Source organism: Flavobacterium arcticum, from assembly GCF_003344925.1.
GTDB lineage: Bacteria > Bacteroidota > Bacteroidia > Flavobacteriales > Flavobacteriaceae > Flavobacterium > Flavobacterium arcticum.
The window spans coordinates 2,102,706-2,128,810 of the sequence record NZ_CP031188.1; the positions used below are offsets into that span (position 1 = coordinate 2,102,706).

Here is a 26,105-nt window from a genome sequence, read left to right on the forward strand (position 1 = left end):
GTTTTTGATTATTAATTCAAAACAGTAAGGTAATGAAAAAATTAATCCTAATACGTCACGCCAAGTCCAGTTGGGATGCACCTTTAATAGATAAAGACAGACCGCTATCTGCAAGAGGGATTAACGATGCGCACCTTATGGCTGCTAATATAGAGCAGTATCTCCCAGAGTCTTATATAGTATGGAGTAGTACAGCACAACGTACCAAAAACACAGCTTATATATTTGCAGAAACATTGTTTATACCACAAGATACCATTGTTTTTAAAGATGACCTTTATACGTTTGACGAGAAAGCTCTTGAAAGAGTTATAAAAAGCTGCGATAACCAATATGATAACTTAATTCTTTTTGGACATAATGATGCAATTACTAATTTTGTTAATATCTTTGGGAACCAAGAGGTAGAAAACGTTCCTACATCTGGTTTTGTATATCTTACATTTAACGAAGCTGAATGGAAAGATATAAAGAAAGGTAAAACAGAGAAGTTATTATTTCCAAGAGATTTTAAGAAACATGATTCACCACTCACCGGTAAACAGGTATATTGATAGAGAGAAAAGCTGGCTTGCATTTAATGCCCGAGTATTACAAGAAGCAGCCGACGAAAATGTACCATTGTTAGATAGACTTCGTTTTCTAGGCATATTTTCTAATAATTTAGACGAATTTTTTAGAGTACGTTATGCCGCTATCCGCAGGTTGAGTTTAGAAGGTAAGACCGGCGAGAAGATATTAGGTGGTATTACGGCAGATGAGTTATTAAAAGAAATTACCGAAATTGTTATTCAACAACAATCGGAGAGCCTTCGTATACTTAGTATTATAGAAAAAGAACTTGAAAAAGAGAATGTCTATATTTTAAATGAGTCAGAAGTCTCTAAAGAACAAGGTGCTTTTATAAAAGACTTTTTTATACAAAAAGTTAGTCCAGAGTTAGTTACTATTATACTTAATGACCTTGACGAGTTTCCTTTACTAAAAGATGCTTCGGGTTATCTAGCTGTTAAGCTAGTTATGAAACCAAACGAGATAACAGGTAAAGTAGATGCCGAGGAAGAAGTACGTTATGCTATAATAGAAATGCCCAAAACAATAAACCGTTTTGTGGTATTACCTTCAGATAACGATAATAAGTGTATTATTATGCTTGATGACGTTATACGTTATAATTTACATAGTATATTTAATATCTTTAAATATGAGAAGGTTACTGCTCACATGATAAAAATAACACGTGATGCAGAATTAGAGATAGACAGCGACCAAAGTAAAAGCCTTATGGAGAAAATATCCAAGGGTGTATTAGAACGCCGTGTGGGTGAGCCAGTTCGTTTTGTTTATGACCAGTCTATAGAACAAGACACTTTGGCTTTTTTTCTAAAACGTATGGATATCGACTCTACAGATAGTATTATACCTGGAGGTAGGTATCATAACCGTAGAGATTATATGGATTTCCCTACATTAGGAAAAGATAATTTAGTTTATAAACAAAACTACCCACTACCTGTTAATGGATTAAGTCTTGAGGGGAGTATTGTACAAAAAATAAAACGTAAAGATTATTTACTTTATGCACCCTACCAATCGTTTGCTTATGTAATTAAATTTTTACGAGAAGCAGCCTTAGATCCTAAGGTAATTTCTATAAAAATAACATTATACAGGTTAGCAAAAAATTCGCAAATAATAAGTTCGCTTATTAATGCTGCTAAAAATGGTAAGAAAGTAACAGTACAAATAGAGCTTCAAGCGCGTTTTGACGAGGCAAGTAATATATCGTATGCTGAGTCGATGCAGACAGAAGGTATCAACCTTATATTTGGGGTTAAAGGGCTTAAAGTACACAGTAAAGTATGTGTGGTAGAGCGTGTAGAGGAAAAGAAAGTAAAACGTTATGGTTTTATCTCTACAGGTAATTTTAACGAGTCTACAGCCAAAATTTATACAGATGTTACGCTATTTACTAGCCACCAACAGATAATGAAGGAGGTAAGTAAAATATTCGACTTCTTTGACGTTAATTATCGTATTAATAGATATAAACATTTATTAGTATCGCCACAATATGCCCGTACAAAGTTTACTAAACTAATAGACAAAGAAATACTTAATGCCATAGCTGGTAAGGAAGCATATATTAAGCTGAAAATGAACAGTCTTACTGATTTCAGGATGATAGACAAGTTGTATGAAGCCAGTAGAGAAGGTGTAAGGATACAGCTTATAATTAGAGGGATATGTTGCCTTATACCAGGGGTTAAAGATATGAGCGAGAATATAGAGGCTATAAGTATTGTAGATAATTATTTAGAACACTCTAGAGTATACATTTTTGCCAATTCGGGTAACCCTAATGTATATATTTCTTCGGCAGATTTTATGACTCGTAATCTTGATGCAAGGGTAGAGGTAACCTGCCCAATTTATGATGAAGAAATTAAACAAGAATTAATAGATACTTTCGAGATAGGGTGGAAAGGTAATGTAAAAGCTAGACTACATTCAGAATCATTAGATAATGAATACAAAAAGCGAAATACTAATAAAGTATTTAGAGCCCAGCTAGAGACCTATAATTACTACCGTAACAAGCTAGAAGTTATTTATGAACAATTATAATTGAGATACTATTATGTACTCCTAGATATAAAGCTATGGATTATTATAATTTTTTCTCATATTTACATATATGATTAATATAAAGAAATATGCTGCTATAGATATAGGTTCTAACGCTATGCGTCTTTTAATGACCAATATTGTAGAGCAACAAGGAAGAGAAACACAATTTAATAAAAGTTCATTAGTACGTGTGCCTATTCGTTTAGGTCAGGATGCATTTACTGTAGGCGAAATTGCTGAAGAAAGCATAGAGCGTATGGTTGATGCCATGAAAGCATATAAACTATTAATGAAGGTACACGGAATAGAGCGCTATATGGCGTGTGCAACATCGGCTATGCGTGAGGCTTATAATGGAAAAGAAGTAGCTGACTTGATAGAGCAAGAAGCAGGCATAAAAATAGATATTATAGATGGTAAAAGAGAAGCCGCTATAATAGCATCTACAGACCTTCAGCAATTTATAAAGCCAGATCAAACATATCTTTTTGTAGATGTAGGTGGTGGTAGTACTGAGTTTTCATTATTTACCAATGGAAAGATAACAGCTTCGCGTTCGTTTAAAAATGGTACAGTACGCTTGCTTAATAATATGGTTAATGATATTGTATGGCAGGAGATAGAAAAATGGATAAAAGCTGTTACAGAGCAATATGATAATATTATTATGGTAGGCTCTGGAGGTAATATTAATAAACTATTTAAAATGTCAGGTAAAAAACAAGATTTACCGTTATCTTATTTTTATATTAACTCACAATATCAGTTTCTTAATAGCCTTACTTATGAGCAACGTATATCGGAACTAGGATTGAATCCTGATCGTGCCGATGTTATTATTTATGCTACTCGCATATACCTTAACGTTATGAAGTGGAGTGGTGCTCGCAATATATACGTGCCAAAGATAGGACTATCTGATGGTATAGTAAAAGCAATGTATTACGGTAAAATATAACAAAATAAAAAAGAGGTAATTATCATACTACCTCTTTTTTATTTACTCTCTTTTTTTCTTTCTGTATTTTTCTAACAACTTCCTATTAAAGTCATTTTCAGCTTTTTTCAGCTTTAATATTTTTATAGGGCTTATTATGGTTTTAAGATCATTAACAAGCTTTTGTTTTAAATGAAATAACTCTTCATCGGCAGTCTCAAGCTGATTCAAGTAAGACATCGCTTCTTTATCTGATATTTTATCAATACCCTTCTCGTCCAGTTGTTTTATCAACTTACGCATCTTGTCGTGTTTTATCTCAAATTCTTTGTCTTCATACACATTATAAATAGGCCAAAATTTTGCAGCTTCTTCACTGGTAAGACTTAGCTCTGTAGTAATAAAAGATACTTTAAGTGCTTTTATTTGTGCTCTTTTTTCTTTGTGTCCCTGACTATGCATGGCATAAGAAAAAAGTAAAAATAAGGATAGTAAAAACTTTGTTTTCATAATGTTATTCGGTTAAATAAATATCATAATTACTCTGGGTGCTAATGTAATCTTCAATAGCCTCATTGCTTAGGTTATTTGTGACCATAGATTGCTCCAGTTCTTGTATGTCAGTAGCATCAAATTGCTGATATAAGTCATATTCGTTAATATTAGACTCATATACCAAGTAATTTTCTATAGTTGCCACATCAGGTTGTGTTGTTGTATTAAGGTTTAAAAATACTGAAATTCCTATAAACATAATAAACACTGCCGCCGCCGATAGCCATATTGGTTTTTTTCGGTATAGCGGTACTACCTTTGTTTCCTGTTGTGGTAACTTTTGTAGTACGGTATCGGTAAGGTTACTAAAATAGTCATCGGGGGCTTTAAATCCCGATTTTATTTTAGGTTCATTATCCAATTTAAAGTTTTTCATAATAGTATGACTTAATGCTATGTAAATGGTTTAAAGCGATTTAATATATTCTTCTATTTTTTTTACTGCATGATGGTATGATGCTTTTAATGCTCCTACTGATGTGTTTAATATTTCAGATATTTCTTCATATTTTAAGTCTTCAAAATATTTCATTTTAAACACAAGTTGCTGTTTTTCGGGTAGTTTTGCTACTGCTTGTTGTAATTGCAATTGTAATGTATCACCTTCAAAATACTCATCGGCTTCCAGATTTTGCAGTGCTTTTTGCTGTACCTCTTCGTTTGTAATCCCTGATTTTTTAGCTCGCTGATTAATAAATGTTATTGCCTCATTAGTAGCTATTCGATACATCCACGAAAAAAGCTTGCTCTGTTCTTTAAAGTTAGGTAGGTTTTTAAAAATTTTAATAAAGGTATTTTGTAAAACATCGTCAGTATCATCATGGTTTATTACTATATTACGAATATGGCTATACAATGGTCTGCTATATTGAGCCATAAGTTTCCTAAAAGCAGCTTCTTGCGTTTTAGGGTTTAATAATTCCGATATAAAAGCCTTTTCGTCTTCCAAGTTTTTATACTGTATATAACTTTGACTAAAGTTACACTAAAAGGTTTAATATGGTGTATTATAATTATACTATTAAAACAGTAATCTAACTAATATTAACAGGAACTTAATGCGGTAATTCTTTTGGTTTATGCGTGTTAATCGTACATTTGCGCTCATAAATTTTATTATGATAAAGACCGTTATATTTGATATGGATGGGGTAATTGTAGATACAGAGCCTGTTCATTATTATGCTTACCATCAACATTTCAAAAATTTAGAAATAGAAGTATCTGACGCGTTGTATGCTTCTTTTACAGGTAATTCTACAAAAAATGTATATCAAAAGTTAAAAGAAGCATTTCTAATAGAACATGAAATAGATGCATTGGTAAATCAAAAACGCGAATTGTTTAATGATGCTTTTGATACTAAAGAGGATTTAGACCTTTTACCAGGAGTAAGAGAACTTATAATAGATCTTCATGAAAATGGCGTAAATCTTATATTGGCATCATCTGCATCTAAAGTTACAATAAGCAGAGTATTTAACCGCTTTAAACTGCATCAATATTTTTCGCATATTGTAAGTGGCGAAGATTTTCCTAAATCGAAACCACACCCTGCTATTTTTGAGAAAGCAGCACAATTATCGGGTAACGAAAAACACGAATGCATAGTGATAGAAGATAGCACTAATGGTGTTAAAGCAGCCAAAGCAGCTGGGATTTATTGTGTAGGTTATAATAGTGTACACTCTAAAATGCAGGAACTTACAGAAGCAGATATTGTTATTAGCGATTTTAATAGTCTTGATTTTAAAAAGGTAAGAGATATCAATATATGATAAAGTGTGTGTTGTTTGATATGGATGGGGTTATAGTAAATACAGAACCTATAGGGTATAAAGCCAATCAGGATATGTATAAAGCGTTGGGTATTATAGTACCTGATAGTGTTTATAATACTTTTGTGGGCAATTCGGACAAGAATATTGTAGCCAAGCTAAAAGACCTATATGAAATATCCTTAACACACGAAGAGCTGCTGGAAAAGCAATATGAATATTATTTTAAAGCTTTTGATACTAGTGATGATGTCGAGCTATTACCGGGGGTAAAAGACCTAATTATCGATTTACACTCTAGCGGTATTAAACTAATAGTAGCATCATCGGCATCTAATGCCAAAATTGAAAAAGTATTTACCCGCTTTGGATTACACTCCTATTTTGATGCTAAACTAAGCGGAGAAGATTTTGAGTTTTCTAAACCCAATCCCGCTATATATATCGAAGCAGCTAACCAATCAGGTTTCACAAAAGAAGAGTGTATTGTAATAGAAGATAGTACCAACGGTATAAAGGCAGCCAAAGCTGCTGGTATATATTGTATAGGGTATGAAAGCGGATTATCTATACCACAGGATACCAGTGAAGCAGATATAGTAATTACTGATTTTGATCAGTTAAATAGTAATAAAATTAAGGGTTTGCCCAGAACAGTAATCATATAAATTAGACAACAGCTTCTTTATATATTTTTAAACAGCGTTCGCGTGCTTCCTTATGGTCAACAATAGGGCGGTAGTCAATTTTATCAAACTCAGGTACCCATTTTTTAATATACTTTAAGTCCTTATCAAATTTTTTAACCTGTTCTGTAGGGTTAAAAATCCTAAAATAAGGAGCAGCATCCACACCACTACCTGCTGCCCATTGCCAGTTTCCTACATTACTTGACTGTTCATAATCAAAAAGCTTTTGAGCAAAATAGGCTTCGCCCCATCTCCAGTCAATAAGTAGATGTTTACACAAAAAACTGGCAACTACCATACGTACTCTATTGTGCATATGTCCTGTTGTATTTAGCTCGCGCATACCAGCATCTATCATTGGGTAGCCTGTTTTGCCCTCGCACCATGCTTTAAATTCCTTTTCATTATTGCGCCATTTAATATTATCATATTTAGGTCTAAAACTTTTGGTTACGGTATTAGGATAATGCCACAGTATTTGCATAAAAAATTCGCGCCATATTAGCTCATTCATAAATACAGAGTTATCACTCTGTAATGCTTTTTTCATTACTTCTCTTATGCTTACTGCACCAAAGCGAAGGTAGGGGCTTATGTTTGACGTACCCTCTAAGGCAGGGAAATTACGGGTGTCTTCATAATTGCTAATCAACTTATCAGAAACCGTGTAAGGAGCAGGTTTTATATTTGCCTCTTTAAAGCCAATATCGGTAAGGCTTAAAAAAGGGTAGGAGTGTTTTACAAATTTTGTAGCTTCACTTTCAGTATTATACTCTTGTAGTGCTTCTTCATTAAAATGTGTTTTCCATTTTTTCATATAAGGAGTATATACTACATAAGGGGTGCCATCATCTTTAACTACTTCATTTTTTTCGAAAACTACTTGATCTTTAAAGGTTTTAAAAGCAATATTTTCTTGGTCGAGTTGTTCTCCTATTGCTTTATCGCGCTGTAGTGCATAAGGCTCATAGTCATGATTGGTATAAACAGCTTTAATATTGTTTTCTTGATCCAGTTTTGTAAATACACTTTCGGGTGTATCATAAAACACTGCTAATGAACTATTATAGTGTTGAAGTTTCTCTTGTAGTTGTTGTAATAAACTATGTATAAAAGTAACTCGCGCATCATCTTTAGGTAATTCGCTAAGTATATTTTTATCAAAAATAAATATAGGTAACACTTCATCTCCCGATGTTAGGGCTTCATATAATCCTTTATTATCTTCCAGACGCAAATCGCGCCTAAACCAGAATATTGTCATAAATAACTTTTCTTATTTCATTTCTCCAAATAGCTCTATGAGCTTCTTTTCTCTGTAATCAAAAATTTCTTTTAGTTTTGGTTTTACCATAATAGGGTGCATCATATCACCTAATATCCCCATGGGTAATTTATAGTGTACAATGTCTTCCATCTCTACACCTCCGGGTATTTCTTTAACGAAATGTTTATGATGCCAAAACTTATATGGACCAAAGCGTTGTTCATCTACAAAAAAATCCGAATCTTTTACGTGAGTAATTTCGGTAACCCATTGCATTCTTAATCCAAGTAGGGGAGAGATGGTGTAATGTATTATTTGTCCAGCAAACATTTTACGGTCATCGCCTGATAATGTTTTAAACCCCATAGTATCGGGTGTTATAACGGCAAGGTTTTTGGGGTCAGATATAAAGTCCCAAGCTTCTTGCAGCGATATGGGCAGGTTTTGTTTTTTATGTACAGAATAAAGTTTCATATGTAGTAATTATAATTTGTGAAGTTATACAACAGGCACATAAGAATAACTTTAATTGTAAGATTTTTTGATACATTTAACACTTGTAAAACCTTTAATTATTAATTTCGCATAGTAAATTTATATAACAACAAACAAAATACGGTATGAAAAGATTATTTATTACAGGTGCATTATTACTGGCATTTACAATAGGCTCGGCACAGGTTAAAACACCTCAAGCAAGTCCGAAAGCAGTTATTGAGCAAACAGTAGGGTTAACAGATGTTAAAATTGAATATTCTCGCCCAAGTGCAAAAGGTAGAGCTGTATATGGAGAATTAGTTCCTTTTGGTCGTTTATGGAGAACGGGTGCTAATGCTAATACTACTGTTACTTTTACAGATGATGTTGTTATAGGTGGTAAAACACTACAGGCAGGAAAATATGCATTATATACACAACCTAAAGCAGATAGTTGGGATATTATATTTTATACAGATACTAATAACTGGGGGCTTCCTCAAGAGTGGGATTCTACAAAAGAGGCTGTTCGCGTTACGGTTAAACCTGAATTTTTGACAAGAAGTGTAGAAACCCTTACTATTGGTATGAATAATCTTGATAATAACAATGGTTTTCTTGAAATTGCTTGGGAAAAAACAATGGTTTCTGTAAAGGTAGAAGTTCCTACACAAAAGATGGCAATGAAAAGTATAGAAACAGTAATGGCAGGACCTTCGGCTAGTGATTTGTTTTCAGCTGCTCAATACTATTACCAGTCTAATACTAATCTAGATAAGGCTTTATCTTGGATGAACCAATCTATCGAGAAAACTCCAGAAGGAAAAGATGTACCATTTTACTATTTAAGACAAAAAGCGCTTATACAAGCTAAATTAGGTGATAAAAAAGGAGCTGTAGAAACAGCAAAACAATCGCTTGCTGCTGCTGAAAAAGCTAATAACGCTGATTATGTAAAAATGAATAAAGACTCTATACAAGAGTGGAGTAAGAAATAATATATGTTTTCATATTAATAAAAATGCGGACTAAATTTTAGTCCGCATTTTTTATATAATTTGTTCTGCTAATTCATAAAATAATCAGAGATGTTTATCAGTATAATAACAAAAGCCAGAATAAATAAATATTCTGGCTTTTGTTATTATTATAAGTCAACTTATTTCAAGTTGATTCTTTCATTTATAGGGTACTAGTTTTCTTGTCGGTTTATATAAACCCAACCTGTTTTTGAATCATTACTAGTTTCTATCATATAAAAATATGTTCCTGTAGGTAGCTCATCACCATTATCGGTTTGCCCTTCCCACTCGTTTATGTAATTATTTCTACTATATACTTCTTTACCATAACGATTAAAGATAATAACTTTTCTGGCGTTAAGACCACTAAGATCAAATTTGTCATTCATTCCGTCGTTATTTGGCGATATACCTCTTGGTATGTCACATAGCGTGCCTATCACTGTAAATGTATATACAGCTGTACAGCCTCCTGCAGTGGTAATGGTAAGTGTAAAGTTTAATGGATAATCATTACTATCTATGCCATTAGTTGCTATGTGTTCAGTAACATCAAATGTATTCTCATTATTTCCTACTTCGGCATTATTATCATCTTTCCACTCATAAGAGGCAGTGTTTATATCAAATGAATTATCTAAAGCTTGTACTTCTAGTATATACTTTTGTCCAAAAGTAGTAGTTATACATCCTTGAGTACCTGTAACTACAGGAGCATCTGGAACATTGTTTATAACAATATCATCAGTAATAGATGTACATCCTTGTGCATTCATTACAGTAACATTATACGTTCCTGATGGAACGTTAAATGTAGTTGTAGTTTGGAAGTTAACTCCATCAATACTATATTCAAGTCCTGCATCTGTTGGAGCAGTTACTTCAATAGTTCCTGTATTGATAGTGCACGTAGGTTGTGATACATCAATAGTTGCTACTGTAGGTATATCTGTAACATTGTTTATAATAATATCATTAGTAACTGATGTACATCCTTCTGCATTCATAACGGTAACATTATATGTTCCTGATGCCACGTTAAATGTAGTTGTAGTTTGGAAATTAACCCCATCGATACTATACTCTAAACCTGCCCCTGTTGGAGCAGTAACTTCTATAGTTCCTGTAGGAGTATCACAAGTTGGCTGTGTTACTGTTGTAGTTGCTATAGCTGGAGTATCGGGTGCAGGGTTAATAACAATATTAATAGTTGAACTGATAGATGTACATCCTTCTGCATTTCTCACAGTAATGTTATATGTGCCTGTTGTAGCTACAAAGTTAGGTTCATCTTGAAAAGTTATACCATCAATACTGTACTCTAGACCATCACCAAGTGGAGATGTTACTATAAGAAAACCATTAGGCTCTGTACATGTAGGTTGTGTTATAATTGAAAGTGCTGGTGCTGGAGCATCGGGTATAGGGTTTATAACAATGTCTCCAGTTATTGATGTACAACCATTAGCATTCATCACAGTAAGATTATATGTGCCTGAAGTAACAGTAAATGTTGGTTCAATTTGAAAATCTACACCATTAATACTGTAAAATAATACGTCTGCTATTGGTGAAGTAACTTCAATAGTTCCGTTAGGTTCAGTACAAGTAGGCTGTGTTACTGTTGTTATAGCTACTGCTGGAACAGTAGGAGCATCATTTATAACAATATCTTCTGTTATAGATGTACAACCATCAGTATTCATCACAGTAATATTGTAAGTGCCCGATGCAGCTGTAAACGTAGTATTAGTTTGAAAATCTACACCATTAATACTGTATTCTATCCCTGTACCTATTGGAGCAGTAATTTCAATAGTTCCGTTAGGTTCAGTACAAGTAGGCTGTGTTACTGTTGTTATAGCTACTGCTGGAACAGTAGGAGCATCATTTATAACAATATCTTCTGTTATAGATGTACAACCATCAGCATTCATCACAGTAATATTGTAAGTACCCGATGCTGCTGTAAACGTAGTATTAGTTTGAAAATCTATACCATTAATACTGTATTCTATCCCTGTACCTATTGGAGCAGTAATCTCAATAGTTCCGTTAGGCTCAGTACAAGTAGATTGTGTCACCATAGTTGTAGCCACAGCCGGACTATCGGGTGCAGTGGTAATAATGATATCTCCTGTTATAGATGTACAACCACTAATATTTATAACTGTAACATTATATGTACCTGGTGCAACTATAAATGTAGTTTCTTCTTGAAAATCTACCCCATTAATACTATACTGTACTCCTGCAGCTATTATAGGAGTAACTTCAATAATTCCGTTAGGTTCAGTACACGTAGGCTGTGTTACCGTAGTTATAGCTACTGGTGGAGCATCTATAATATTATTTATATTTATAGTATTGGTAATAGAAGTACATCCACTTGCATTCATAACAGTAATATTATATGTACCTGGGTTAACCGTAAATATAGTTTCTGTTTGAAAATCTACCCCATTAATACTATATTCTAGTCCTGCACCTGTTGGGGCAGTCACCTCAATAGTTCCTGTAATGGTAGTACATGTAGGCTGAGTAATAGTTGTAGTAGCAACATCTGGTGCGTCTGGTATAGGGTTTATTACTGCCGGTATGGTAGAAATACACCCTGCAGATGATTGTACATATACAGTATAATTTCCTGATGCTAAGTTATTAAAAGTATTAGCTGTTTGATAATCAATTCCGTCAAGACTATAAGTAAGGTCATCTCCTATTACGGGGGTTGCTTCTATGCTACCTGTTGGTTCTGTACACGTTGGCTGTGTTTCTATAATAATTGCTACAGGAAGTGGCGAAACAGTTAACTGTACTGCATTACTTATAAGTGTACAAGTAATTGAATCTATTTCGCAGTAGTATTGAGTGATGTCTAAATCAACATCTGCAGATGTAATTGTTAATGTATTGGTTGTTGCACCAGAAAATTGTGCATTATCAACGACATTTACCCAGTTACCTGTTTCATCAATCATTTTCCACTGATAGGTAAAACCTGAATCATTACTTACAGTTACTGTAAATGAGACATTATCAGATTCACAAATACTTTCACTTGTAGGTTGTGTTGTAATAGTATTAGCTATTATTGCAGTATGCATATTTAGATTACTACAAGATTCATTTTCATTAATAAGCCAATCTGCTGAATTATAATTAATTTTAGGAGCTACTGCATCAGGATTTCTTATTAGAGTATAACCTTTATTAAAAGGAGCTTGAACATTGTCTATAATAGCTCCATTTTTAAGTAGTTCAAATTCATCATTCCCGTTAATACCATTAGTTAAAGGAAAGTCTGTTGGTATTCCAGGACATACGCTTGAGATTTGTATACTAACAATAAATGTATCTTGCGCTGGTATTGATCCTGTAAGGCTCATATTGTAACTTGGTGTTCCTGCACCAATGTCTCCATATCTTAATAGTGTATATCCAGTTAGGTTTATAGGATTTGAGGTAGGGTTGTATAGCTCTATTGCACCAGATGTACCACTATTAGCATCATATAGCTCTGATATATATATTTCTAAAGATGAGCCTGTGTCAGGACAATCAGACTCTAAAAATGTATATGTAGAAGTAAGTGCTTCACAGTTGTCTGTAAAAACAGTAATAGCCCCTGTTGTAGCGTTAGCTGGTACTATTGCTTTTATTTCAGTATCAGATATCACAACAAAACCAGATGATTCTACACCATTAAAGTGTACCGCTGTAGTACCTGTGCCAGCCTCAAAACCACTACCTGTTATAGTAACAGTGGTTTCTGCAGGTCCCGATGCAGGTGCTATAGTAGTAATTACAGGAGGTGTACATGGTTCGGTAATACTACCATTAAGCTCAAAATTGTCTAGGGTAAAGAATCCACCTGTACTAAAAGAGTTGCTTAATGTTATAACAACAGTAACTGTACCGGTTAATTCGGTTATTGGGTTTGCTACTGGCGTTAGTCCTATTGTAGCTCCTACTGTAGGTATAGTGCCGCTACCTACTGCAATACCATTTATAGTCATAGCCCAGTTTTGTGCTGCTACATTGCTGCGCGAACGCCAAAAGTTGAAAGATGTTATATCTAGTTGTTTTCCTACTGCGACATCAAACGTAAGTGTTATAGTAGATGATCCAGAAGCATTAGCATGACCTAATCCCATTCCTGTTTCACCAGTAAAGCCTGTCCAAATTCCTATATTATTTGTCCAACTACTGTTAGTAATGTCTGGGTCAACGACTGTTGGAGTTTCCGTATAAGGATAACTTGTAATGGGTGTTGTCCCAAAATCATGCAGGTATACCTGTGCACTTGTATTGAAATACAATAGCATACAAAGTACAGATAGTAGTCCTGTAGGGGTTAAGCGAATAATTCTTTTTTTCATACCTAATTTTTTTTATTACTATTAGCTAAAATGCCGCGCAAATTACATTTATATTTCAGACATTTGATTATCATATTCTTAATAAAATGTTATTGAAAAGCGTGACATTATTTTTATGCAAAATTAGAACAATAATGTGTTTTTTTGTTATAAAATGTAAATTAAGAAACTATTAAGTTTTTAAAAATGATTTTTTAGAGGATATATATCAAAAAACAAGTTCCGGTGGAGTATCTCCACCGGAACTTTTAAGAATTCCTAAATGTTAGGTTTTCCCTTATTTTATAACCACTTTCTTAGTAGTTACATTGTCGCCAGAAGTAATAACAACCATATAAATACCTTTACCAGCATTTTCAAGGTTTATTGTTTCTTTACCAACAACTTTTTGAGATAGTACTTGTTTTCCAAGAGTATCAAAAACCTCAACTTGTGCAGCAGCATCTATAGAAGTTAATTCTACTTGAAACTCACCTTCGTTAGGGTTAGGATAAAGAACAACTTCTTTATCAGCAGTAGTAGTTTGTATGAAGTTATTTTCTTCTATAACATTTTCTACAGCAGTACCTGGTCTAGCACCTACACCAGCGTAACAATCCCAAGCGATATCGTCTATGATAGTTCTTTTACCACCGCTATTTACAAGCTCTATAGTAATGTCTCCACTAACATTAACTGCTTCAGAGAATAGAGTAGGAGCAGTATCAGATACAGTTATATCAGTACCAACTTGTGCACCGTTTACAAATACTTGCAGTGTAGAGTTTCCTGAGTATACACGAGCATAGTTGAAAGAAAGAGTACCTATACCTCCAGGTACAGCAGTAACATTAGATAAAGAACCAGTTCTTACACATATTGCATCACCTGTAAGGTCTTGGTCAGTTCTTGCATCAGTAGCAGTCCAAACTAAACCATTATCTCCAGTCCAAGTTCTTGTAGAATAGCTGCTTGAGCTACTTCCCATGTTATCAAAGCTTTCAGAACCACCTACACATGGAGCAGATTCAGTTGTAAAGCTATCTTCGCCAGCACCAGAAGCGTATGCAGGACCACCTATACAGTTAGTGTCGTTATAAGCATAAATAGCAATAGCATAATCAGTATCTTCTACAAGATCTGAAACTGTAAAACTAGCAGAAGCACCAACATAAGCAACTACACCACCAGCAAGAGCATCTCCTACTTCATAGTTAACACCGTCTACAGGAGCACCAGTAATAGTACCGTCGCTTACTATAGCTATAAAACCATCTGCTACAGCGTTAGATATAGCTACATCAATAGATGATGAAGTAAGGTTAGATGTAGAAAGCTCATCTGCAACAGCAGGAGCAACACAAAGGTCTTGAGCAGTAGCATTAAGATTAACGATACAAGAAGCTTCGTCAGCATCATTACTACTAATAGTAAGTGTAGCAGAATAAGCCCCAGCAGTTACGTTAGCAAAGTTTATAGTTACATCTTGAGTAGTGTTTGCACTAAGTGTAAATGATGTAGAAGCTGGAGATGTTATAGTGTAAGAAGCATCACTAGAAACAATATCAGAAATAATTAGGTCTTGTAAACCTCTATTTTGTATTGTAAATGTAAGTGTGTTATCAGTATCTACTTCAACATTACCAAAATCAAGATTAAAACCACATGCTTGGTTAGCTAGGTTACTATCTATTAATTGTAATTCAGGTGCATTAGGTACTGTATAACAATCCCAAGCAAGGTTATCTATTATTGTTCTGTTTCCGCTATTTTCTATTTCGATAACAACGTCACCAGCTACATCTACAGCTACAGAGTAAGTAGAAGCAACATCAGATGTAACATCAACGTCAGCACCAACTTGTACGTCATTTACATAAACTTTAAGTACAGAGTTTCCTGTAAATACACGAGCGTAGTCGAATGAAAGAGTACCGATACCACCAGAGATAGTAGAAGTACTAGTTAAAGAACCTACTCTTAAAGCAATAGCTCTATCAGTTAGTTCTTGATCAGTTCTAGCATCAGTAGCTTCCCATGCAACACCATTATCTCCAGTCCAAGTTCTTGTAATGTAAGAGCTAGAGTTTGTTGGCATGTTTTCGAAGCTTTCAGAACCTCCAATACATGGAGCAGTTTCAGTAGTAAATTCATCTTCACCAGCACCAGAAGCATAAAGAGGACCACCTATACAGTTAGTACTGTTAAAAGCATAAACAGCAAGAGTGTAATCAGTATCTTCTTCAAGGTCTGAAATTGTAAAACTAGCAGAAGAACCAATGTAAGCAACTACACCGTCAGCAAGAGCATCTCCTACTTCATAGTTAACACCGTCTACAGGAGCACCAGTAATAGTACCGTCGCTCACTATAGCTATAAAACTATCAGCAACAGCATTAGATATAGCTACATCAATAGATGATGAAGTAAGGTTAGATGTAGAAAGCTCATCTGCAATGGCAGGAGCAACACATGAAGCAAGAGCTATACCTTCAAGGTTTATAACACATGAAGCTTCATCTGAATCATTACTAGCAATAGTTAAAGTACCAGATTTAACTCCACCTGTACTTCCTTCGAAACGTACTAATACTATAGCTGAATCTGATGCTGCAACTGTAAGTGGTAAATCACCACTTGCAGGAGAAACAATAGTAAAGTTAGCATCGCTCATTGTTAAAGCAGTAACTGAAAGATCTTGGTTACCTGTATTTTTGATAGTAAATACAGCATCTTTGTAGTTGTTTACTTCTACAGAACCAAAGTCTATAGTATATTCTCCACAAGCTTGGTCTGCGCTACAAGCATCAGCAAGTTGTAATTCAGGAGCAGGAGTAGGAGCAGGAGCATCAGAACAATCCCATACAAGATCGTCAATGATAGTTCTGTTTCCACTGTTTTGTATTTCGATAACTACATCACCAGAAACTTCAATAGCTTGTTTAAATTCTGTAGAAGTAGTTTCGCTTACAGTAACATCGGCACCATATTGTACTCCGTTTACGAATACTTTAAGTGTAGAGTTTCCTGTAAATACACGAGCATAGTTAAAACGTAGTGTATCTATACCGCCAGAAACAGTAGAAGTGTTTGTTAATGAACCTTCTCTTAGAGCGATAGCTCTTCCGTTAAGTTCTTGGTCAGTTCTAGCATCAGTAGCTTCCCATGCAACACTATTGTCACCAGTCCAAGATTGAGTAGCATAAGTACTAGAGTTTGCTGGCATATCTGTAAAACTTTCAGATCCGCCACCTGTACACTCTACTATAGTAGCTGTTGTTGTTTCAGCAGCCACTAAGCCTTTAATGCTGTTTAGGTTTCCGAAAGATAGTCCCGTTATACCCGCAAGGGCAAGAGCTAATAAAAATCGTTTTTTAAACATGATAATTAAAAATTAAGTTGGATAAATCGTTGAATTAAAGCATTTTGTACCTGCAGGGTTTGACGCTTTAGATTCCAAATTTAATTTTATTAACTCGTCCGAAAACGTTTTTTGAGCTAAGTATTTATTATCTTAATGTTACTAAGTAACTTATTTTTAACTATTTAGTATTGTTTTTTAAATAAAAACAAGAAAAATGCATTTTTATGTTAATTAATAGTAAATCGTGTTAATAAATGTATAATTTTCTTTATATCTATAAAGAGTTTATAACTAAATAGATGCTTTTTATTTCATATTAAGTCTGTTTTTTTACCAACTTATTTTAAGATAATTTACAGAACATGAGATGAATAACACAAAGCCCATTCTATTATAGAACGGGCTTTGTAATTTAACTAAATTAAAATGGACTAGAATTAAAATTTCATACCTACTCCAAAACCTACTAGTAGCGGATTAATATCTACTTTGGCAGGTATGCTAAGTCCTTCGGCAAGGTTAGAGCCATCTACAGTCACATCTGTACTAAGAAATATTTTTTTGACATCCATATTAATAAAGAATTTATCATTAAGCATTAAGTCAAAACCTACCTGAAAAGCATACCCAAAAGCATTATCATACTCAACATCTCTTACAGTGCTACCTTCATCTACACTATAAAAAATAGTATAGTTAACACCCGCACCCACATACGGTTTAAATGTTTCATTAGCATAAAAATGATACTGTAGTGTTAATGTAGGCGGGAGCAGATAAACACTTCCTAAATCTACATTAGTATTAGACGAACCTCCAATAGCTGAAATATCAGAACCTGTAGTATGTACATCATGCTTAGTAGTACCTAAAATAAGTTCGGCTGCAATATTTTTAGTGAAAAAATATGTAAAATCGACTTCAGGGATTAAAGCGGTCGAAATATCCACATCACCACCTATAATGCCTATATCAGCACTCTCGTCAGGAACTACACCGACTCCACGAACACGCACTTGCCATTTTTTAAAATCGGGAGTTTTATCATTATTATCTTGTGCGATTACTGAGCCTGAAAGCAATAAAGCTACTCCTGTTAGAGCTAAAACTATTTTTTTCATGTTTATGTTTTTTATTAATTACACTTCAAAAGTATGTAAGATAAAAAGCACATAAACTGATTAAAATCATGGTTTGATAATTATTTTCGAGCATTATTAATTCTTTATACGAATAAAGATTCAATTAATTTTATTTTTATATTGCAACTACCATTTCAGCTAAAAAAGTATAATGAATAAGACCTTTGTATTTCTATTTTTAATGGTTTTAACCTTTCAATATATTAAAGGTCAAAACGCTTCTGTAGAGAAAAATATATTTAATGTTCAAACAGGTATTTTAGGTATATGGGCTAGTAATGAAAACAAGCTTGGTAATGATTTTACTATAAGAGTTGAGACAGGGTTGGATATGGGATACTATATTAGCGCGTATAGTGATGATAGGTATGTTTTAGCTCCTGTATTTTTATTAGAGCCTAAATGGTATTATAACTTAGAGAGCAGATTGAATAAAGGAAAACATATAGAAAATAACTCAGGTAATTTTCTAGGACTTAAGGTTAAGTATGTGCCTGACTGGTTTGTAATTAGTGATTTTGATAATTATTCTGTTGCAAATCAGGTTTCGATAATACCTAGATGGGGAATAAGGAGAGCTATTGGTAAGAGTAATTTTAATTATGAAATAGCTACAGGTCTTGGTTATAAATATGTTTTTTTGAAAAATACAGATAATGATTTAAGGTTAGTATTAGATGTACACCTAAGAATTGGATATACTTTTAATTAATAACTTATAAAACATAAAAAATCCGCTTTGATATTTCAAAGCGGATTTTTATAGTATTAAAACTGTTTTTAAACAGTTATCAATCTAAAATTATAAGTGAATTACTTCGCCATAAGCATCAGCTACAGCTTCCATAACCGCTTCACTCATAGTAGGGTGAGGGTGTATGGCTTTTAGTATTTCATGACCTGTAGTTTCTAGTTTACGTGCTACGACAGCCTCAGCAATCATATCGGTAACACCAGCACCTATCATGTGGCAACCTAACCATTCGCCATATTTGGCATCAAAGATTACTTTTACAAAACCATCTGGTGTGCCTGATGCTTTTGCTTTTCCTGATGCCGAGAACGGGAATTTACCTATTTTTAGTTCATATCCTTTTTCTTTAGCGGCTTTTTCGGTTAAACCAACAGAAGCAATTTCTGGAGTAGCATAAGTACATCCTGGTACATTACCATAGTCGATTGGCTCTACATGTAGTCCTGCAATTTTCTCTACACAAAGGATACCCTCTGCCGAAGCAACGTGTGCCAATGCTTGCCCTGGTACTACATCGCCAATGGCGTAGTAACCTGGTATATTTGTTTGGTAATAGTCGTTTACCAATATTTTATCTCTGTCAGTAGCAATACCTACTTCTTCAAGACCGATGTTTTCGATGTTCGATTTAATACCTACAGCCGAAAGTAAAATATCTGCTTCTAATATTTCTTCGCCTTTAGCTGTCTTAACCGTAGCTTTAACGCCGTTGCCCGAAGTATCTACTTTCTCTACTGATGAGTTAGTCATTACTTTGATACCCGATTTTTTAAGCGAACGCTCAAATTGTTTCGAGATATCAATATCCTCTACAGGTACTACATTTGGCATAAACTCAACGATAGTAACATCTGTACCCATTGAATTATAGAAATGTGCAAACTCAACGCCAATAGCACCAGAACCTACTACTATCATCGATTTTGGTTGCTCTGGCAATGTCATTGCTTGGCGATACCCTATTACTTTTTTACCATCTTGTGGTAAGTTTGGTAACTCGCGCGAGCGTGCACCTGTAGCAATAATAATATTATCGGCACTAATTTCGCTAGTTTTACCATCGGCATCAGTAACATCAACCTTTTTACCTGGTTTTACTTTACCTGTACCATATATAACTTCGATTTTGTTCTTTTTCATTAAGAACTGTACACCTTTGCTCATACCCTCGGCAACGCCACGGCTACGCGATATAACAGCACCAAAATCTTTATCAAACTCTTTTATAGTAAGTCCGTAGTCAGATGCGTGCTTTAGGTAATCAAAAACCTGTGCACTTTTTAATAACGCTTTGGTAGGGATACAACCCCAGTTAAGGCAGATACCGCCAAGGTTTTCTTTCTCTACAATGGCTACTTTTAAGCCTAACTGCGAAGCTCTTATGGCAGTTACATATCCGCCAGGACCGCTTCCCAAAACAATAACATCGTATTTCATGAGTATGGTTTTTTTCTCGTTTATTTTCTGACCACGAAAATAGTTAATTATTTACAAAGAGGGAAATGTTTTAATTTATAAGTAAAGAGAACATTATTAGGAGTTATAATATTTATAAAATTCATTATATTTAACAAATAACTAATCCAATTAAATAACTATACGATGCCACAACAAGTATTAAAAAATTCGCTAAATCAACTAATAGAGAATCTAAATGATTTGAATGAAACAAGTTTAGTATATAATTCTTTTACTTTTAGCTGTAATGATTTGCCAATCCCTGAGCAAGAAGGAAATATTTACAATTACGAATTATATAAAGAATTATTTGACAGTTTAGAGGAAAATAAAAAATCACCTTATATTTATTGGTTTGAAGTTAAAAATGATGTAGGGTGCATTCCAATCAGGAATATGGTTGATGAATATTCTTTTAAAGTCAGAGAGGAAGTATCTAAAGGAGTGCATAAAAACAATAGAAAATTCTATGGTGTTCCTGCAATGACAAAAGGAATAAAGGATATTAATTCAAAAATTTTATACGTTGGGAAAGTAAAAAGCAATCTAAAAGGAAGATTGGTTTCACATTTTGGATACTACCATAAATCTCCTAATACCCAAGGGCTACAACTAGCAAGATGGTCAAAAGATAAAAATATTGAATTAGAATTTCATTATATTCAATTACCATTTGAACTAGAAGGACTTGCTTCTTTGCTTGAATTTAAATTAGCAGGAGAACTTAAACCAATATTGGGTAAGCATAGGGGGTAATCTTAAAAAAATAACTCCCAACGATACTGTGAGCAGTATAAATTTCTGTAATAGCCCATATATTGGTTTATCAGGTAAACTTTTATGACTTATTCTTTTTGGTAGTTTTTATAATAAATACGGCAATACCCGCATGTATAGCTACATTTAGCATTAACAATAAAATGGCTTGGTAGGGTGGAACTGGTGCATAAAAAGGATAACTCCTATCTATAAACGATATAGGCATGCTAAGTACTGTTATGGTAAGATGCCCTACTATATTAAAAGTCTTTATATAAAGCCCTTCAATAAAAAAAATAGCCATTGCACCCATCACTAGTTCAGTTATCAGGAAAAGCAGAAAGATTTTAAAGTATAATCTCATATTGGTTAATTTAAATCTTCTTCACTTTCTACGGCAAATTGCGAGTAGTATAAATTCCTGTAATAGCCTTTATCTTGGTTCATTAGCTCTTGGTGTGTGCCTTGTTCTACAATTAAGCCTTTGTCCATTACAATAATTTTATCGGCATTAACAATAGTAGCAAGCCTGTGGGCAATAACTATAGAGGTGCGCCCTTCGGTAATTTTATCGGTAGCGGTTTGTATTAACTCTTCGGAATAGGTATCTATAGATGATGTTGCCTCGTCGAGTATCAAAATACTTGGGTTACTCACATAGGCTCTCAGGAAGGCTATAAGCTGCCTTTGCCCAGATGATAGCATTACACCACGCTCTTTTACGTTATAATCATACCCATTGGGTAAGGTCATAATAAAATCGTTTACGCCAATATCTTTAGCGGCTTGTATCACATCTTCACGAGTAATATTGGGGTTGTTTAGTGTAATGTTGTTCAGTATGCTATCGGCAAACAAGAAAACATCTTGCAGTACTATGGCTATTTGTCTGCGTAGACTTTCGAGCGTAAACTCGTTAATATTGATGCCATCTACGGTAATAGTACCGCTGTTAATCTCATAAAAGCGATTGAGCAGGTTTATAATAGTCGATTTTCCTGCACCTGTAGCACCTACAATAGCAACGGTTTCGCCTGCTTTTACATTTAGGTTTATGCCTTTTATAACCTCTTCATCGGGTATATACCCAAAATGTACTTTTTCGAAAGTGATTTCTCCTTTAAAATGTCCTGCCTGTTGTGTGCCTAGTGCCTGTACTTGGTCTTCAATATCTAGTAATTCTAGTACCCTATCTGACGCTATGATCCCCATTTGTAACTCGTTAAACTTATCGGCTATTTGTCGTAAAGGGTTAAACAGCATACTAATAAGCATGGTATAAGCAAAGAGGTCACCAAAGGTGGTTATGCTATCGCCGTTAACAATGTTAATACCACCATACCATATTATAAAGCCTAATGTAAGCGATGAAATAATATCGGCAATTGGGAAAAAGATGGAGTTATACAATATGTTTTTTAGCCATGCTTTATTGTGCTTGGCATTTATATTTTTAAACTTCTCATATTCTATATCTTCACGGTTAAAAAGCTGTACGATTTTCATACCCGTAAGCCTTTCTTGTACAAAGGTGTTTAGATTTGATATTTGTGCACGTACTTCTTGAAACGCGCCTTTCATCTTTTGTTGGAATATACGGGTAGCATATAGTAGTATAGGCATAGCTAGCAGTACTATAAGGGTAAGTTTCCAGTTCATGTAAAACATAAAGGCAAGTACTACTATCATTTTTATCAAGTCACTTATAATCATAAATAATCCTTGACTGAATATTTTTGCAATGGACTCAATATCAAAAACAGTACGTGTAACGAGCTTACCTACAGGCTCATTGTCGTAAAACTTCATTTTAAAACTTGTAATGTGTGTAAAGAGTTTTTCGCGAATGTCTTTTACAATATCTTGCCCCAGCCAGTTTGCCCAATAGACGAAGTAAAACTGCGATATTACTTCGCATACTAATACTGTACCCATCAATAAAATGTAGTTAAGCAACCCCGATTTATCACCTGTGCTAATATAACTATCTACTGTTTGTTTAAGTAAATAGGGGCGTAGTGCTGCAAATATGGATAGCATTATTGCAAATACAATAACGCTTATATATCTTGATTTATATGGCTTTGCAAACAGCAATACCTTTTTTAATGATGTAGATTTTATGGCTTTCATATCAATTTAATGGCTTAAAGATAAGGATAAATTACCTTGGTTAAATATAACCCATGTGCAGGAACAGAAAAGCCTGCTTTACCTCTGTCATGACTTTCTATAACAGCACGAAAGTCTTGGATGTTCTGTTTTCCTAAACCTATTTGTATCAGTGTGCCTACTATGGCGCGTACCATATTTCGCAAGAAACGGTCGGCACTTACAGTAAAAACAAGTTTATTGTCTTTCTGTGTCCAATAGGCTTCTTTTATATCGCAATTAAAGGTCTTAACATCGGTATGGGTTTTAGAAAAGCACTCAAAGTCTTTGTACTCAAATAATACTTGTGCAGCATTGTTCATAGCCTCGACATCAAGCGGATGCGAATTGTACCAACTTCCCTCGTTATCAAAAACATCTTTATAAGTGTGTATATGGTATTCATAGGTTCGGCTTACAGCATCAAAGCGTGCATGTGCATCATCAGCTACAGGTATAAACCTGTATATGACTATATCTTTAGGTAAAAAAGAATTAAGTTTATGTATGAGTAAATCAATGTCAGATAACTCATTAATATCAAAATGGGCATACATTTGCCTGGCGTGTACACCAGTATCTGTACGTCCTGCTCCTACAACATTAATAGGTGTTCGTAGTATAGTAGAAAGTGCTTTGTTCAGGGTTTCTTGTACCGATGGGCTATGTGGCTGAAACTGCCATCCGCAATAATTTTTTCCGTTATATGCAAATTCGATAAAATACCTCAAAACTGATTGATGATTTAGGATGGCAAAGATACTTAATTTAGTCTGTATAGACAGAAAGTTAAAAGCCATAAAGTTTTAAATACGCTGTTAAACTTTATAACTTTACTGCATTAAACTTTAGAAACTACCATGAAGAAAATTCTGCTCTTATCAGATACACACAGCCATATAGATGATACTATACTTAAATATGTTCGTCTTGCCGATGAAGTGTGGCATGCTGGCGATATTGGAGATCTAAGTGTAACCGATACATTAAAAAAAGAGAAACCACTAAGAGGTGTATATGGTAATATAGATAATAATGAAGCTCGGCAGGAATTTCCGTTACATAACCGTTTTATGTGCGAAGGTGTAGATGTTTGGATTACACATATTGGTGGTTATCCAGGTAAATATAGCCCTGCTGTTCGGGAGGATTTAATAGCAAATCCGCCAAAGCTGTTTATCTGTGGGCATTCGCATATACTAAAAGTACAGTTTGATAAAAAATTAGGGTTGTTACATATGAATCCTGGTGCGGCAGGAGTGCATGGTTTTCATCAGGTGCGTACTATGTTGCGTTTTGAAATTAACGGCGATAAAATAGAAAACCTCGAAGCGATAGAAATAGGAAAGCGAGGTTAAAGTTTTATTCCAGTAGTTATATTGAGCATTTGTAATTGCCCGAAGAATTTTTTGTATTCAGGGTGTGTATTGGTTTTAGCGAAAGCTAAGCAGTAATTAACCCCTACAAAAAACCTTAAATTATCAATTGCTATAAAATCGACAGTTAAACTAGGCGTTACACAAAAAGCGTCTTGTTTCCCGAAACTTCTGCTATTTTTTATTTGCTTTATACTCATATAGCCTAAAGATATTCCAGGGTCTAATTCAAATTTTCGTCCTAACGATATTTTATACATTCCCATCAAATAAAGCTGTGATAAATTTGTTCTTTTTCCATTACCCGCTAACGATTTGTCTGATATGTTATATTGTATAAATTCGACACCTCCTATAATATGTATCCTATTAATAGGAGTAAAGTTTATACCTAGCCCTATGCCTCCTACAGGCTTGTTTGCTTTAGCGATAACATTATCTCCAATTCCGTTAGGGAAAATATAATATAGTCTAAAATACTCCTTAGGTATTTTGGACTGTTCTTCTAATTTAGATTGTTCTTCATTTTGTGCCCAAGTTACCGTACAAAATGTAAGTAAGAATATAATAAAGTAACTCTTTGCCATAATTAGTAAGTAATTGTATATTCTAAATTTTCTTCTCCTACAGGAATTTCTACTTCATGTACAGAATAACCAGTCAACATATATTTCACTATAAGGGTTTGGTTTTTAGCAACGGTATAGATATTAGTATAGTCAGAATAATAATCAGATAAATCATATCTGTAATTATCATTTATATAATTAAAATCATAGTCTGTATAACTTTCGTTAACAAGCCCTACTACGTTTACCTTTGATATTCTTTGATTATGAGAAAATTGTTTCTCAAAGTGAAGATTAAGCTGAACACCTCTGTCTAGCGGGAACAATTGTATTTCATTAAAGGATAATTTATAGTCATGCCCTTTAATCAATTCCTTTGTTATGTTTACAACAGATGTTGTTGAGTAGTTATTATCATTATTACCTGATTGATTATAACTATAATTATTTACTTGTAGTTTAATATCTATTTCATCAAAAGCACTTGGAGTAATCATTAAGTAATTTCCGTTAGCATCAGTGACATCTATACCGGCAACATCTATAGTATTACTATTAGCATATAATACTTCAACTAATATTCCCTCTAATGGGTTTCCTGAGTCATCTGTAATAGTACCTTCAAAAATATTTTTGGTTTCTCCATCATAATCTATTCCGCAGCCATGTAGTAAAAATGTAACAAGTATAAGAAATACTATTCTTTTCATTAGTTGTTGGATGTTTGTACTAAGATACAGTTATCGAGACAAGGTTGCGTATTTAAAATAAAAATATGAGTTTACAAGTTTATTTTTTGTGTCAACAATGAAGGG

General features: G+C 34.1%; 23 protein-coding genes. 9 read left to right on the plus strand and 14 right to left on the minus strand.

From position 1 onward, the window contains the following. The first annotated feature begins 32 nt into the window (after positions 1-32). The 3 genes from DVK85_RS09430 to DVK85_RS09440 all read left to right on the plus strand — a co-directional run bounded on the left by DVK85_RS09430 (position 33) and on the right by DVK85_RS09440 (position 3,589). Positions 33-554 carry a SixA phosphatase family protein gene (locus DVK85_RS09430; RefSeq protein WP_114678200.1) on the plus strand — a complete coding sequence of 174 codons (522 nt, stop codon included), beginning with the start codon at positions 33-35 and terminating at the stop codon, positions 552-554. Beyond that, positions 520-2,628, plus strand: coding sequence for a polyphosphate kinase 1 (gene ppk1, locus DVK85_RS09435; protein ID WP_114678201.1), 2,109 nt, complete (start codon positions 520-522; stop codon positions 2,626-2,628). The genes DVK85_RS09430 and ppk1 overlap by 35 nt, the downstream gene beginning before the upstream one ends. A 70-nt stretch (positions 2,629-2,698) precedes the next feature. Further along, on the plus strand, positions 2,699-3,589 hold the full coding sequence (locus DVK85_RS09440; protein WP_114678202.1) for a Ppx/GppA phosphatase family protein: 891 nt from the start codon (positions 2,699-2,701) through the stop codon (positions 3,587-3,589). 42 nt (positions 3,590-3,631) lie between these two features. Here DVK85_RS09440 and DVK85_RS09445 read toward each other — a convergent pair whose 3' ends face one another. From DVK85_RS09445 to DVK85_RS09455, 3 genes are read right to left on the minus strand one after another with little or no spacing between them, the layout of a single operon-like run. After that, positions 3,632-4,078 (minus strand): sensor of ECF-type sigma factor, encoded by a 447-nt coding sequence (locus DVK85_RS09445; RefSeq protein ID WP_114678203.1) that lies wholly within the window; start codon positions 4,076-4,078, stop codon positions 3,632-3,634. Positions 4,079-4,082: 4 nt separating this feature from the next. After that, positions 4,083-4,499: a hypothetical protein gene (locus DVK85_RS09450; protein WP_114678204.1), complete on the minus strand. Its 417-nt coding sequence runs from the start codon at positions 4,497-4,499 to the stop codon at positions 4,083-4,085. Positions 4,500-4,529: 30 nt separating this feature from the next. Beyond that, positions 4,530-5,072, minus strand: a complete 543-nt coding sequence (locus DVK85_RS09455) for an RNA polymerase sigma factor (RefSeq protein WP_114678205.1) — start codon at positions 5,070-5,072, stop codon at positions 4,530-4,532. A gap of 169 nt (positions 5,073-5,241) precedes the next feature. Between DVK85_RS09455 and DVK85_RS09460 the strand changes: the two genes are divergently transcribed. Together DVK85_RS09460 and DVK85_RS09465 are read left to right on the plus strand one after the other, a co-directional pair. Continuing rightward, complete coding sequence (locus DVK85_RS09460) at positions 5,242-5,901, plus strand: HAD family hydrolase (RefSeq protein ID WP_114678206.1); 660 nt, start codon at positions 5,242-5,244, stop codon at positions 5,899-5,901. Beyond that, the gene (locus DVK85_RS09465; protein ID WP_114678207.1) at positions 5,898-6,569 is read left to right on the plus strand and encodes an HAD family hydrolase; all 672 of its coding nucleotides are present in this window, start codon (positions 5,898-5,900) and stop codon (positions 6,567-6,569) included. Before DVK85_RS09460 ends, DVK85_RS09465 begins: the two co-directional genes overlap by 4 nt. A 1-nt stretch (position 6,570) precedes the next feature. On the opposite strand, the gene DVK85_RS09470 is transcribed toward DVK85_RS09465, so the two are convergent. Beyond that, a complete protein-coding gene (locus DVK85_RS09470; RefSeq protein WP_114678208.1) occupies positions 6,571-7,854 on the minus strand; it encodes a cryptochrome/photolyase family protein in 1,284 nt (427 codons plus the stop codon). 12 nt (positions 7,855-7,866) lie between these two features. Then, entirely contained in the window at positions 7,867-8,331 is a 465-nt protein-coding gene (locus DVK85_RS09475) for an SRPBCC family protein (protein ID WP_114678209.1), read from the minus strand. A gap of 146 nt (positions 8,332-8,477) precedes the next feature. Between DVK85_RS09475 and DVK85_RS09480 the strand changes: the two genes are divergently transcribed. Next, positions 8,478-9,332 carry a DUF2911 domain-containing protein gene (locus DVK85_RS09480; protein WP_114678210.1) on the plus strand — a complete coding sequence of 285 codons (855 nt, stop codon included), beginning with the start codon at positions 8,478-8,480 and terminating at the stop codon, positions 9,330-9,332. Positions 9,333-9,526: 194 nt separating this feature from the next. Here DVK85_RS09480 and DVK85_RS09485 read toward each other — a convergent pair whose 3' ends face one another. The 3 genes from DVK85_RS09485 to DVK85_RS09495 all read right to left on the minus strand — a co-directional run bounded on the left by DVK85_RS09485 (position 9,527) and on the right by DVK85_RS09495 (position 18,202). Continuing rightward, on the minus strand, positions 9,527-13,738 hold the full coding sequence (locus tag DVK85_RS09485; protein WP_114678211.1) for a T9SS type B sorting domain-containing protein: 4,212 nt from the start codon (positions 13,736-13,738) through the stop codon (positions 9,527-9,529). Positions 13,739-14,015: 277 nt separating this feature from the next. After that, positions 14,016-17,099 (minus strand): choice-of-anchor D domain-containing protein, encoded by a 3,084-nt coding sequence (locus DVK85_RS09490; protein WP_114678212.1) that lies wholly within the window; start codon positions 17,097-17,099, stop codon positions 14,016-14,018. 419 nt (positions 17,100-17,518) lie between these two features. Continuing rightward, entirely contained in the window at positions 17,519-18,202 is a 684-nt protein-coding gene (locus DVK85_RS09495; protein ID WP_114678213.1) for an OmpW/AlkL family protein, read from the minus strand. Positions 18,203-18,374: 172 nt separating this feature from the next. On the opposite strand from DVK85_RS09495, the gene DVK85_RS09500 reads away from it, so the two are divergent. Next, the gene (locus DVK85_RS09500; RefSeq protein WP_240339576.1) at positions 18,375-18,935 is read left to right on the plus strand and encodes a hypothetical protein; all 561 of its coding nucleotides are present in this window, start codon (positions 18,375-18,377) and stop codon (positions 18,933-18,935) included. A 90-nt stretch (positions 18,936-19,025) separates the two neighbouring features. On the opposite strand, the gene lpdA is transcribed toward DVK85_RS09500, so the two are convergent. Continuing rightward, positions 19,026-20,414, minus strand: coding sequence for a dihydrolipoyl dehydrogenase (gene lpdA, locus DVK85_RS09505; protein WP_114678215.1), 1,389 nt, complete (start codon positions 20,412-20,414; stop codon positions 19,026-19,028). A 165-nt stretch (positions 20,415-20,579) separates the two neighbouring features. Here lpdA and DVK85_RS09510 point away from each other — a divergent pair, with 165 nt between their 5' ends. Next, positions 20,580-21,191, plus strand: coding sequence for a GIY-YIG nuclease family protein (locus DVK85_RS09510; RefSeq protein ID WP_114678216.1), 612 nt, complete (start codon positions 20,580-20,582; stop codon positions 21,189-21,191). Positions 21,192-21,273: 82 nt separating this feature from the next. Here the strand turns inward: DVK85_RS09510 and DVK85_RS09515 are convergent, their stop codons facing one another. The 3 genes from DVK85_RS09515 to truA are packed head-to-tail and all read right to left on the minus strand — an operon-like array spanning position 21,274 to position 24,076. Further along, positions 21,274-21,558 carry a hypothetical protein gene (locus DVK85_RS09515; RefSeq protein ID WP_127960579.1) on the minus strand — a complete coding sequence of 95 codons (285 nt, stop codon included), beginning with the start codon at positions 21,556-21,558 and terminating at the stop codon, positions 21,274-21,276. A gap of 5 nt (positions 21,559-21,563) precedes the next feature. Continuing rightward, a complete protein-coding gene (locus tag DVK85_RS09520; protein WP_114678218.1) occupies positions 21,564-23,327 on the minus strand; it encodes an ABC transporter ATP-binding protein in 1,764 nt (587 codons plus the stop codon). Between the two features lie 14 nt (positions 23,328-23,341). Continuing rightward, entirely contained in the window at positions 23,342-24,076 is a 735-nt protein-coding gene (gene truA / locus DVK85_RS09525; protein WP_114678219.1) for a tRNA pseudouridine(38-40) synthase TruA, read from the minus strand. A 129-nt stretch (positions 24,077-24,205) separates the two neighbouring features. Between truA and DVK85_RS09530 the strand changes: the two genes are divergently transcribed. After that, the gene (locus DVK85_RS09530; RefSeq protein WP_114678220.1) at positions 24,206-24,703 is read left to right on the plus strand and encodes a metallophosphoesterase family protein; all 498 of its coding nucleotides are present in this window, start codon (positions 24,206-24,208) and stop codon (positions 24,701-24,703) included. Here DVK85_RS09530 and DVK85_RS09535 read toward each other — a convergent pair. Both DVK85_RS09535 and DVK85_RS09540 read right to left on the minus strand, forming a co-directional pair. After that, complete coding sequence (locus tag DVK85_RS09535) at positions 24,700-25,308, minus strand: hypothetical protein (protein ID WP_114678221.1); 609 nt, start codon at positions 25,306-25,308, stop codon at positions 24,700-24,702. The two genes, DVK85_RS09530 and DVK85_RS09535, sit on opposite strands and share 4 nt — an antisense overlap. Before the next feature lie 2 nt (positions 25,309-25,310). Further along, the gene (locus DVK85_RS09540; RefSeq protein WP_114678222.1) at positions 25,311-26,000 is read right to left on the minus strand and encodes a carboxypeptidase-like regulatory domain-containing protein; all 690 of its coding nucleotides are present in this window, start codon (positions 25,998-26,000) and stop codon (positions 25,311-25,313) included. Positions 26,001-26,105: the final 105 nt, after the last annotated feature.

Coding starts and splice junctions, on each gene's coding strand:
- DVK85_RS09460 (WP_114678206.1), top strand. CDS start 5,242: ATGATAAAGACCGTTATATTTGATATGGATGGGGTAATTGTAGATACA.
- DVK85_RS09495 (WP_114678213.1), bottom strand. CDS start 18,202: ATGAAAAAAATAGTTTTAGCTCTAACAGGAGTAGCTTTATTGCTTTCA.
- lpdA (WP_114678215.1), bottom strand. CDS start 20,414: ATGAAATACGATGTTATTGTTTTGGGAAGCGGTCCTGGCGGATATGTA.
- DVK85_RS09540 (WP_114678222.1), bottom strand. CDS start 26,000: ATGAAAAGAATAGTATTTCTTATACTTGTTACATTTTTACTACATGGC.
- DVK85_RS09450 (WP_114678204.1), bottom strand. CDS start 4,499: ATGAAAAACTTTAAATTGGATAATGAACCTAAAATAAAATCGGGATTT.
- DVK85_RS09485 (WP_114678211.1), bottom strand. CDS start 13,738: ATGAAAAAAAGAATTATTCGCTTAACCCCTACAGGACTACTATCTGTA.
- DVK85_RS09490 (WP_114678212.1), bottom strand. CDS start 17,099: ATGTTTAAAAAACGATTTTTATTAGCTCTTGCCCTTGCGGGTATAACG.
- DVK85_RS09500 (WP_240339576.1), top strand. CDS start 18,375: ATGAATAAGACCTTTGTATTTCTATTTTTAATGGTTTTAACCTTTCAA.
- DVK85_RS09430 (WP_114678200.1), top strand. CDS start 33: ATGAAAAAATTAATCCTAATACGTCACGCCAAGTCCAGTTGGGATGCA.
- DVK85_RS09530 (WP_114678220.1), top strand. CDS start 24,206: ATGAAGAAAATTCTGCTCTTATCAGATACACACAGCCATATAGATGAT.
- ppk1 (WP_114678201.1), top strand. CDS start 520: ATGATTCACCACTCACCGGTAAACAGGTATATTGATAGAGAGAAAAGC.
- DVK85_RS09445 (WP_114678203.1), bottom strand. CDS start 4,078: ATGAAAACAAAGTTTTTACTATCCTTATTTTTACTTTTTTCTTATGCC.
- DVK85_RS09465 (WP_114678207.1), top strand. CDS start 5,898: ATGATAAAGTGTGTGTTGTTTGATATGGATGGGGTTATAGTAAATACA.
- DVK85_RS09515 (WP_127960579.1), bottom strand. CDS start 21,558: ATGAGATTATACTTTAAAATCTTTCTGCTTTTCCTGATAACTGAACTA.
- DVK85_RS09520 (WP_114678218.1), bottom strand. CDS start 23,327: ATGAAAGCCATAAAATCTACATCATTAAAAAAGGTATTGCTGTTTGCA.
- DVK85_RS09440 (WP_114678202.1), top strand. CDS start 2,699: ATGATTAATATAAAGAAATATGCTGCTATAGATATAGGTTCTAACGCT.
- DVK85_RS09535 (WP_114678221.1), bottom strand. CDS start 25,308: ATGGCAAAGAGTTACTTTATTATATTCTTACTTACATTTTGTACGGTA.
- DVK85_RS09510 (WP_114678216.1), top strand. CDS start 20,580: ATGCCACAACAAGTATTAAAAAATTCGCTAAATCAACTAATAGAGAAT.
- DVK85_RS09475 (WP_114678209.1), bottom strand. CDS start 8,331: ATGAAACTTTATTCTGTACATAAAAAACAAAACCTGCCCATATCGCTG.
- DVK85_RS09470 (WP_114678208.1), bottom strand. CDS start 7,854: ATGACAATATTCTGGTTTAGGCGCGATTTGCGTCTGGAAGATAATAAA.
- DVK85_RS09480 (WP_114678210.1), top strand. CDS start 8,478: ATGAAAAGATTATTTATTACAGGTGCATTATTACTGGCATTTACAATA.